Below are 8,839 nucleotides of genomic sequence, written 5' to 3'. Positions count from 1 at the left end.
CCAACCAAAAGCGCGGCTGGTTTCCGGTGAACTCCCGCCCGAGACTGCCGGTCTCGGGCGGTCGGGCTTCGATCAATCTGCTGGGCGCGGTCACCGACGACGGTGACCGCTTCATTTCATTCGTTGAGGGGCCGTTTACTGGAAAGGTTGCCGCACACTTTCTGCATGCTCTCCAAGAAGAGTTCGGCAAGGAGCTGGTGATTGTCTTGGACAACGCACCGTATTTCATAGCGAAGCATCTCAAGAAGCAGGCCGCGAAAGCTGGCCTGCTTCTTGAATACCTCCCCTCGTACGCACCGGAAATGAACCCACTCGAACAGTGCTGGCGTCAAGTGAACGAGGGACGTGCCAACAAACTCTATCGAACACTCTCAGAACTGAAAGCGTATCTCACGAGTAAACTCCCAACGCTGCACTCACCGAGGATCTATGAGTATCTCTGCTGATCCCTATCAGTTCATAATCATCAGCTCAAAATCGCAAGAGGGGGTCCATCAACAGTGTGCTATACAAGAGCGTTTTCTAATCGCACGACGGCGGAGCGATACTGTTTGAGTACCCACGTTGCGAGCTTGAAATGGCATGGTTGGGCCATTGCTGGAAACCCGGAAAACCAAGGAAGAAGGGCTGAGAAGCCCCGCGGACCGAGATTTGAACCACCGGAAGACGATCTCGCTCGCTTCGCTCGCGAGCGTGCGACTTCCGTAATTCAAATCCCTCGTACGATTCCTGCGGCTCACGGATTTGTTCGCCGCAGGAATGCGCGGACCGGGATTTGAACCCGGGCCATGAGCTTGGAAGGCTCAGGTCCTACCACTAGACCATCCGCGCTCGGCAGGTGGTTTTCGGTGCGGCCGAGTTAAGACTCTTCTCATTTCCGGTCAGTCGTCGGCGGGCGTCGGGTCCACGTCACCGCCGCCGCCCACCGCGGCCTCCGGCTGGGTCGCTGCCTGCCAGGTCATAATGAGCATCGAGATCATCAACAGCCCGCCCCACAGGAACGCGGTCGGGTGAAGAACCGCGACTCCGCCGCCGACCGCCAGCCACGGAACGAGCGGTAGTCCCCACTGTCCGAGGATGAACGTCCAGGTGACCACCTGCTCGAGCGTCCCCGTTACCTTCATCGCCGGGATCGCGAACCCGAGGACGATCGCGAGAATCGACAGTACACCCAGGTGCGCGTGCCCTCCGATCATCCAGGCTGGAACGCCTGCGCCCGTCGCGTTGAGGAAGTTCTGATACATTCCGACGCCCATCATGACGGCCAGTCCCAGGAAACCCGAAACCTTGAGTGCTCGTGACATACACGCTGCTAACTATACGCAATGAGGTTAAAAGTTGTTTTTCAGAGGTGTTTTCCACCCGGAAGAAATCCGCCGTGGCGGCGGCTACGCGCTGATTGTGGCCGTTATCTCTCACATACATAATTTTCGGACCATCTATTCTTTTATTATGGCTGCTCGATGACATCGCCGAGTGCCCGCCGATTCGCGGTCCTTCGGGCACCTGCCCGAAGCGGTGCGGACGTCGCCGATTCGGATCGCGAACGCTCAGCTGCGATCCGCTGAACGGGGCCGCGAGCCCGCGACCGTCGCGTAACAGTTTCCGCTCGAGAGCTCCCACTCGAGGAGCTCGAGGTCGCTCGCGGCGAGGTCGGCCTCGAACTCCTCCGGTGCGTAGATGTGGTAGAAGCGATCGACGGTCTCGCCGCCGGGCAGCGTCCAGTCGACCGTGGTGTCGAACCCCTCGGTCTCGTCGAAGGCGTCGTGGGCGGTCGACCAGGCGCTGACGAGCCCTCGGCCGTCGGATGCGAGCACCCGCGCGAGTTCGTCGAGGCTGGCGCGACGGGTTTCGCGGGTGGGCAGGTGGTGAAGCGTCGCGACGTAGACCGCGAGCGAGACGACGTCGTCGGCGAGCGGGAGCGTCGAGGCGTCCCCTTGCACGAGACCCACGGAAAACCCCTTCTCGCGGGCCCGCTCCCGGGCCGTCTCGAGCAGGCCGGCGCTGACGTCGAGCCCGACGACGGTCTCGAGGTCGGTGGTCGTCGCGAGCAACTCGGCGTGACGGCAGTTGCCACAGCCGACGTCGAGGCCGACGCTCGCCGTCGGCTCGTCGGCTCCGAAATCCGCGGCGTCCCCGCCGGAACTCGAGTCGTGCTCGCCCGCCCGTGCCGTCACGAACGACTCGACTTCCGGCCAGGCGTACGCCCGGGTGGAGGCGAAGTGCGTTGCGATCCGGTCGTACGTGTCGCGGACGTCGCTGCGCCGCGGTCGGTCGTCTCGGTCCTCCGGTTCGACCATCGTCGGAGGTGGTCCCGGGAGCTGTAAAAAGCGTTCGACCGGCCTCAACCGAGCAGCGCGAACAGGACGACCGCGAGCGCCAGCATGACGGCGGCGTGTTTCGCGCCGGCGCGGAGGTCGCCGGTGCTCAGCTGACCCGCGATCAGCCCCGAGAGCAACCCCTGGACGAGCGCCGCGTGATAGAACAGCGTGCCGTACGTGCCGGCGGCGTCGCCCGAGAGGTCGCCGATACCGGTCGCATCCGCGTCGGCGACTCCGCCCGTGTCGACGCCCTCGGTCGGGAGATTCGGCAGCAGGTACGCGGCCAGCACCGCGACGATGAACAGGAAGACGAAAAACGAGACGTAGACGACGACCGTGTACTCCACCATCGCCTGGGCGCGCTCGCGTTTGAGCCGCCGGTCCGCCGCTGCCTGTCGGCCCGCGATTCGGAGCACCGTCGCGAGGTTCCCGCTCGCGTTCATCGCCTCGGTGAGCAGGGTGACGACCCGCGAGATCGAGCGGGTTCGAACGCGCGTTTCGAATCGCCGCCACGCGGTCTCGAGGTCCGCCCCCCACCGGACGTCGTTCCAGACGCGATCCAGTTCGTCGCCGAGGGGCCCGAGCTCCGACTCGCGGACGTGTTCGACCGCGGAGACGACCGACATACCGGCCTCGTTGACGCTCGCGAGTCGATCGAGCAGGTCGGGAATCGCGGCTTCGACGGCGTCGATCCGCCGCCGCCGGAGCTCGTAACAGACGGCGAACCCCGCCAGCATACCGAACAGCCCGAGCGCGACGATGTCGTCGATCGCCGTCGCATCGAACCGTCCGTCCGCGAACGCCTCCGGCAGCCGCCAGAGCACCGCACCGAGTGCGATCGGTCCGGTGACGGCGACCGACCGGATCGGTCGCTCCAGCAGCGCCTCCTTCGGATTCGCGAACCGGTCGCGAACCCGCTGCAGCCGACGATAGTGCCGGACGCGTTCTGCGTTCGCAGCCGTGCGGGTCGATCGTCCAGCCGCCGCCGATTCCCCCGGTACGCCGCCGTCGGATTGTGAGACCCTCGAACGGCCGCGTGCGTCGACGGACTCGGCGTCGACGTTCGCGGAGGGCTCGCCGGGGACGATCGAGTCGGTGACGACGCTCAGGTAGACGATGAACGCGAGGTTTCCGAGCGGCAGGATGGCGTAGACGAGCGCTCGCAGCGGGTCGACCGTGTCGCTGACGGCGATGCCGATCACGACGAGGACCGTGATCAGAAAGAGTGGCCCGGCCACGAGCACCGTCACGTAGGCTTCCGCGAGCGTCCGGAGCAGCTCGAGCGTCTGTGCCTGGCGGGACTCGGCTTCCTCCTGGTAGTCGTGGTACTGGCGCTCGAGAAACGACGACAGGCTGTGTCCGCTCTGGAGGACGCTGACGAGGTTCTCGGCGAACTCGCTGAACTTCGGACTCGGCGAGCGCCGCCCCGCAAGCTGGAGGGCGGTGACGACGTCGGTGCCGAAGGTGTCCACGTGTCGGACGGCGACGCCGAACTCGGCGGCCGCCTCGCCGTAGGTGTCCTCGTTCTCCGCGACGATCCGCATCACCTCGGGAAACTCCATCCCGCTCCGCGAGAGGGCGTAGACGAACGAAACAGTCTCCGGGAGCGCGCGCTCGATTCGTCTGGCGCGTGCGTCCGCGACGTATCCGGGGTACCACCACCGGAGCCAGTACGCGCCGCTGCCGGCGATCGCGCCGACGGTGAGACACGCGCCCAGAAACAGGACGAACAGCTCACTCGGCGAGAGCGTCGGTACGCCACCGAGCCTCGCGAGGAACTCGAGGCCGCTCGGCAGCGCCTCGCGCAGCGTCTCGGGATCGATCGCCAGCACGAGCAGGACGGCCCAGATGGCGTAGATGCCGACGATCGATCCGACGACCGCGAGAAACGCGGCGTAGAGGATCGTCTTCGAACCGTACTCGCGGTAGGTCGTCGGAAAGTGGGCGGCCCGAAGCGCGGCCTTTCGGTCCGGGTGCTCCGCCTCGAACTCGTCGACGTACCGGCCGAACAGCGTCACCGCGATTCGGGTCAGCGAACGATCCAGGCCGGCGTGGTGGCGAGCGAGGACGATCGGCACGCACAGCCCGACCGCGACCGCGAGCGGTACGACGTTCGCCCACGCCACCGGGATCACCCGAACTCGCCCTCCAGCGGTCCGTCGGGATCGTCCCCGGGTCCGTCGTGGTTCGGAGGGGCGTCCCCGCCGTCTCCGTCGGTCGGGTCCCGCTTGGGACCGCGTTCGTCCGGCCGTTCGTCCAGCCGTATCTCGTCGATCGACCGTTCATCCGGCCCCATCTCGCCGTCCGACCGTTCGTCGCCTCGCACGTCGCGTTCGTCGGATCGGTCGTCGCGCCGGCTACCGGCGTCGACGACGGGGCGCGCGCCCTCCCCGTTCGTCCCCGCGTCGGAGTCGAGGGAATCGTCGACTGCATCGGCGTCGACGTCCTCGAGCACGCGCGCTTTGTCGGCGTAGTACTCGTTGATCAGCGCGGTAAAGCGGCGGTAGTCGGTAATCTCGTTTCGACGGAGGTACTCGAGGAAGCGCTCCCGGTTCTCGAGTTCGGTGAGCAGTTCGGTACGACTCCAGCCTCGCTCTTCCCGAATCTCTTCGAGGAGCTGGCTCCCCTTCGACTGGACGGTGTCCGTTTCGCCGTCCCACGTAAACGCCGGCGAGTAGTCGAGTTCGCCGGTTCGCTGGTCGATACCTTCGATCTCGGCGAGGACCTTGTTTCGGCGGACGCGTCCGTCCTCGAGTCGGGTGAGCTGCTGGATCGACAGCACGTCGAGGCTCTGTACCATCGGTCGGGGGACGTTGATCGGCTCGTTCTCCAGGCGGTTGATCACGGTCTGGACCGAGTCGGCGTGCATCGTCGAGTACGTGGTGTGGCCGGTGTTCATCGCCTGAAAGAGCGTGATCGCCTCCTCGCCGCGAACCTCGCCGACGACGATGTACTCGGGTCGGTGGCGAAGGGCCGACCGCAACAGGTCGTACATCGTCACGTGCGTTCCCTCGTGGATGCGATCGCGCGTGACCGACGAGAGCCAGTTGTCGTGGTGGAGCTGCAGTTCGCGGGTGTCCTCGATCGTGAGCACCTTCGAACGCGGCGGGATGAACATCGAGACGGCGTTCATGCTGGTCGTCTTGCCGGACGCCGTTCCGCCGGCGAACAGGAGGCTCTTGTTGTGTTCGATCGCGAGCCAGAGGTACGCCATCTGTTCGACGCTGAACGTCCCGTACTCGACGAGATCGATCGGCGTGAACGGCTCGTCGGCGTACTTTCGGATGGTGAACGCGGATCCTCGTGGCGTGACCTCTTCACCGAGCGCGAGTTCGGCTCGAGAGCCGTCGGGGAGCGTCGTTTCGACCATCGGATCGCCGATGGAAATGTGCCGGCCGGAGTGCTGGGCGAGGCGAACGACGAACCGGTCGAGCGCCGTTCGCTCGAACGAGACGTTGGTCTCGACGTCGGTGTACTCGTCGTGGTAGACGAAAAGCGGGAGATCGTAGCCGTCACAGGAGACGTCCTCGACGTGGTGATCGTGCATGATGGGGTCGAGCCGGCCGTATCCGCGAAAGTCGCGGTGCAAGCGATAAAATATCCGGTAGAACGTCGACGGATCGATCTCGGCACCGTAACGCTCGAGATACTCGCGCACGGTCTCTCTGAGCAGCGTTTCGACGTCGTCCCCGTCGCGTTCGCGATACAGTAGCGGATCGCGAACGTCGTCGTACAGCGCGTCGAACAGCACCCGTTCGTCCCCGTCGAGCGTCGGCTCGACGACGTGGTAGCGGTGGTGGTTCGTGGTCGGATCGCGCCCGATCCAGACGAACGAAAACGGCGCGTTTACCCAGTAGCGGTCGACCTCCTCGAGCCCGTCGACGCCGTCGAAGTCGACGAGCGGTCCGTGGCTCGCGGGATCGTACTCGGGGACGTCGATCTCCGAGCCACGGATCGCCTCGCTCACTCGGCGAACCGTCCGAAGGGCCGCCTCGAGCGTCGACGACCGTCCCACCGCCGTCCGGTCGTGTTCGTCGGACGGGACCGCCCGACTGGCGGCATCCGGCGCTCTCGAACCCTTCGCGTCGCGTCCGACGTCGCCGCTCGCTCGCTTGCCGCTTTCGTTATCCATCAATCTCCTCGAGCACCACGGCAGTTCTTCACGATATCGAACCGGATCCGTCTTAAATCGGATGGCCGTTCGGACCGAAACGAACCGCGGCGAGGTGCGTGCCGGCGACCGATCCATCCGCGGTCCGCTCCGGAGAGCTATCGGCCGCGTTACAGATCGTGCGTTACGTTCATACGGCGGGAGTGCTAACCGATGCGTACGGAATGAGGCGCGAGCATTTCACGTTAGACGTCCGCAATATCGACTGGGTCGAAACCGACGACGAACCGAGGAAACCATCGGTATCGATCGACTTCACCGGCCCATCGACGCTGCTTCGCGAGCGCCTTACCGGACCCGACGGCGACGTTCTCGAGGCGGGCGAGACGGATGTCGCCCTCCGATTGCAGGAACCCCTCGCCGCCGACGCCGCGGGCGTCGTCAGCGTCACGAACCGCGTCACCGGAGAGTTCATCCTCGAACTCAACGAGGACGCTGACGACGTGCTGAAGTTCATCCGGGCGGCCCGCGGCTACGGGGAGGACGCGACGGATGACGAGGGTCGGTACGAGGTCGAACTCACCCTCGAAGGCGAGCACTTCGTCAGCTACGACAAGCGGACGTTTCTGGTCTACGACGACGAAGGGAGCCTGCTCCGCCAGCACAGCCTGATCCCGAGCGGCGTCGAACTCTGAATTCCCACCGACGGGGAAGAGACCGGCAGCTATAAGTATTTTAGGCACGCCTAAATCAAATGTACGCCGGCGGACGCCGGAGGGTCGACAATGGGGAACGGACGACTGCTTACGACGACGGCCGAAGCACCGACTCGAGACACAGCGTCACCGACCGACGACGTCGTTCTCGAACTCGACGGGGTCGTCAAGCGGTACGGAACCGAGGACGTCATCTCGGGTCTGTCGCTTTCGGTCCGCGACGGCGAAATTCTCACGTTACTCGGCCCGTCCGGTTGTGGAAAGACGACCACCCTTCGGTTGATCGCCGGCCTCGAGCAACCCGACGTCGGCCGAATTCGGCTGGAAGACGTTCCCGTCGCCGACGACGATCAGTTCGTCCCACCCGAAGAGCGCGGCGTCGGCGTCGTCTTTCAGGAGTTCGCCCTGTTTCCCCACCTCACCGCCCGCGAAAACGTCGCCTTTGGGCTCAGCGGTTGGAACGACGCCGAACGCGACGCCCGCGTCCAGGAACTGCTCGAACTCGTCGGCCTCGAGAGCCACGACGACCACTATCCCGAAGAGCTCTCGGGCGGCCAGCAACAACGCATCGCACTCGCTCGCTCGCTCGCACCCGAGCCGGAGATGCTGTTGCTCGACGAACCCTTCTCGAGTCTCGACGTCGACCTCCGGGTCGAAATGCGCGAAGAGGTGCGCCGAATCATCAAGGAGGCGGGCGTCACCGCGATTTCGGTTACACACGATCAGGAGGAGGCGCTATCGATCTCCGATCGGGTCGCGGTCATGAACGACGGCGACGTCGAGCAGGTCGGGACGCCGGAACGGGTCTTTCAGGACCCAAAATCCCGGTTCGTCGCCGGCTTTCTCGGTCACGCCAGCTTCCTCTCGGGTGCGGTCCGCGGCGACCACGTCGATACGTCCCTCGGACGCGTTCTGCGAGACGACGTCAACGGCCTCGCCCACGAGTACGACGGCTCCGACATCGATCTGCTCGTTCGGCCGGACGACGTGACCGCCTATCCGGCCGACGAATCCGAGGCCAACGGCCGGGTCGTCTACCGGCGCTATCTCGGTCCGACCGTCCTCTACCGGGTCGAACTGGACTCGGGCGAGACGATCGAGTGCATGCACAACCACTCCGATCGAATCAACCTAGACGAGCGCGTCGCCGTCCGCGTTACGGCTGATCACGAACTCGCCTGGTTCCCTGCGAACCAGCGAACGGCCGAGCCGTCGACCGTCGACGCGTAGTCTCTCGATCGTCGCCCCGTCACGGCCGACGCTGCTCGCTCCGTCGAACCGACCCGAAACCGTTTCCCGTGCCGTATACGTCGTCAGGAACGGTTTTGCGACCGGTGTGCACACAACCCTTAAGCCGGGACCGTTCGTAGACGCGACCATGCACAAGGACGAACTTCTCGAGCTCCACGAAGAACTCGTCATCATCATGGAGTACTTCTCGGAGCGCGAAGAGGTCGACGAGGGCCTGTTCGACCCCTACCACGAACTCGACGTCGATCCGTCGCACGTTCACAAATCCAAGAGCGAGCACAAACACGCCGTCTTCGTCCTCGGAAACGCGCTGGCGAAGGCCATGAGCGAGGACGAGTTCTCGAGCGCGGGCCGAATTGGCAAACGTATGAAAGAACTCGCCGAGGACGCCGAGTCGAAGATCTAGGCGAAACGTATTTGTTCTGTTTCCCGCTTGTTAA

The 8,839-nt window shown here is 64.7% G+C and carries 8 protein-coding genes and 1 tRNA gene; 4 read left to right on the top strand and 5 right to left on the bottom strand.

Features of this window, described 5'->3' with window-relative positions:
• A partial coding sequence (locus EA472_RS13675) for an IS630 family transposase (protein WP_124192074.1) occupies window positions 1–446 on the top strand: 446 nt, incomplete at its 5' end.
• Between the two features lie 314 nt (window positions 447–760).
• Here the strand turns inward: EA472_RS13675 and EA472_RS13670 are convergent.
• From EA472_RS13670 to EA472_RS13650, 5 genes are all read right to left on the bottom strand, one after another.
• Window positions 761–831 (bottom strand) — tRNA-Gly (locus tag EA472_RS13670).
• 50 nt (window positions 832–881) lie between these two features.
• Window positions 882–1,304 (bottom strand): hypothetical protein, encoded by a 423-nt coding sequence (locus tag EA472_RS13665; protein ID WP_243637844.1) that lies wholly within the window; start codon window positions 1,302–1,304, stop codon window positions 882–884.
• A 246-nt stretch (window positions 1,305–1,550) separates the two neighbouring features.
• Window positions 1,551–2,300, bottom strand: coding sequence for a class I SAM-dependent methyltransferase (locus EA472_RS13660; RefSeq protein ID WP_124192073.1), 750 nt, complete (start codon window positions 2,298–2,300; stop codon window positions 1,551–1,553).
• A gap of 44 nt (window positions 2,301–2,344) precedes the next feature.
• Window positions 2,345–4,447 (bottom strand): type II secretion system F family protein, encoded by a 2,103-nt coding sequence (locus EA472_RS13655; protein ID WP_207891163.1) that lies wholly within the window; start codon window positions 4,445–4,447, stop codon window positions 2,345–2,347.
• Window positions 4,448–4,452: 5 nt separating this feature from the next.
• Window positions 4,453–6,453, bottom strand: coding sequence for a type II/IV secretion system ATPase subunit (locus EA472_RS13650; RefSeq protein WP_124192071.1), 2,001 nt, complete (start codon window positions 6,451–6,453; stop codon window positions 4,453–4,455).
• A 203-nt stretch (window positions 6,454–6,656) separates the two neighbouring features.
• On the opposite strand from EA472_RS13650, the gene EA472_RS13645 reads away from it, so the two are divergent.
• From EA472_RS13645 to EA472_RS13635, 3 genes are all read left to right on the top strand, one after another.
• Window positions 6,657–7,127, top strand: coding sequence for a DUF5793 family protein (locus EA472_RS13645; RefSeq protein WP_124192070.1), 471 nt, complete (start codon window positions 6,657–6,659; stop codon window positions 7,125–7,127).
• Between the two features lie 90 nt (window positions 7,128–7,217).
• The gene (locus EA472_RS13640) at window positions 7,218–8,378 is read left to right on the top strand and encodes an ABC transporter ATP-binding protein (RefSeq protein WP_124192069.1); all 1,161 of its coding nucleotides are present in this window, start codon (window positions 7,218–7,220) and stop codon (window positions 8,376–8,378) included.
• 148 nt (window positions 8,379–8,526) lie between these two features.
• Entirely contained in the window at window positions 8,527–8,805 is a 279-nt protein-coding gene (locus EA472_RS13635; protein ID WP_124192068.1) for a UPF0058 family protein, read from the top strand.
• Window positions 8,806–8,839: the final 34 nt, after the last annotated feature.

This window comes from Natrarchaeobius oligotrophus (assembly GCF_003841465.1).
Classification (GTDB): domain Archaea; phylum Halobacteriota; class Halobacteria; order Halobacteriales; family Natrialbaceae; genus Natrarchaeobius; species Natrarchaeobius oligotrophus.
This window is presented reverse-complemented; position numbering and strand designations above follow the sequence as displayed.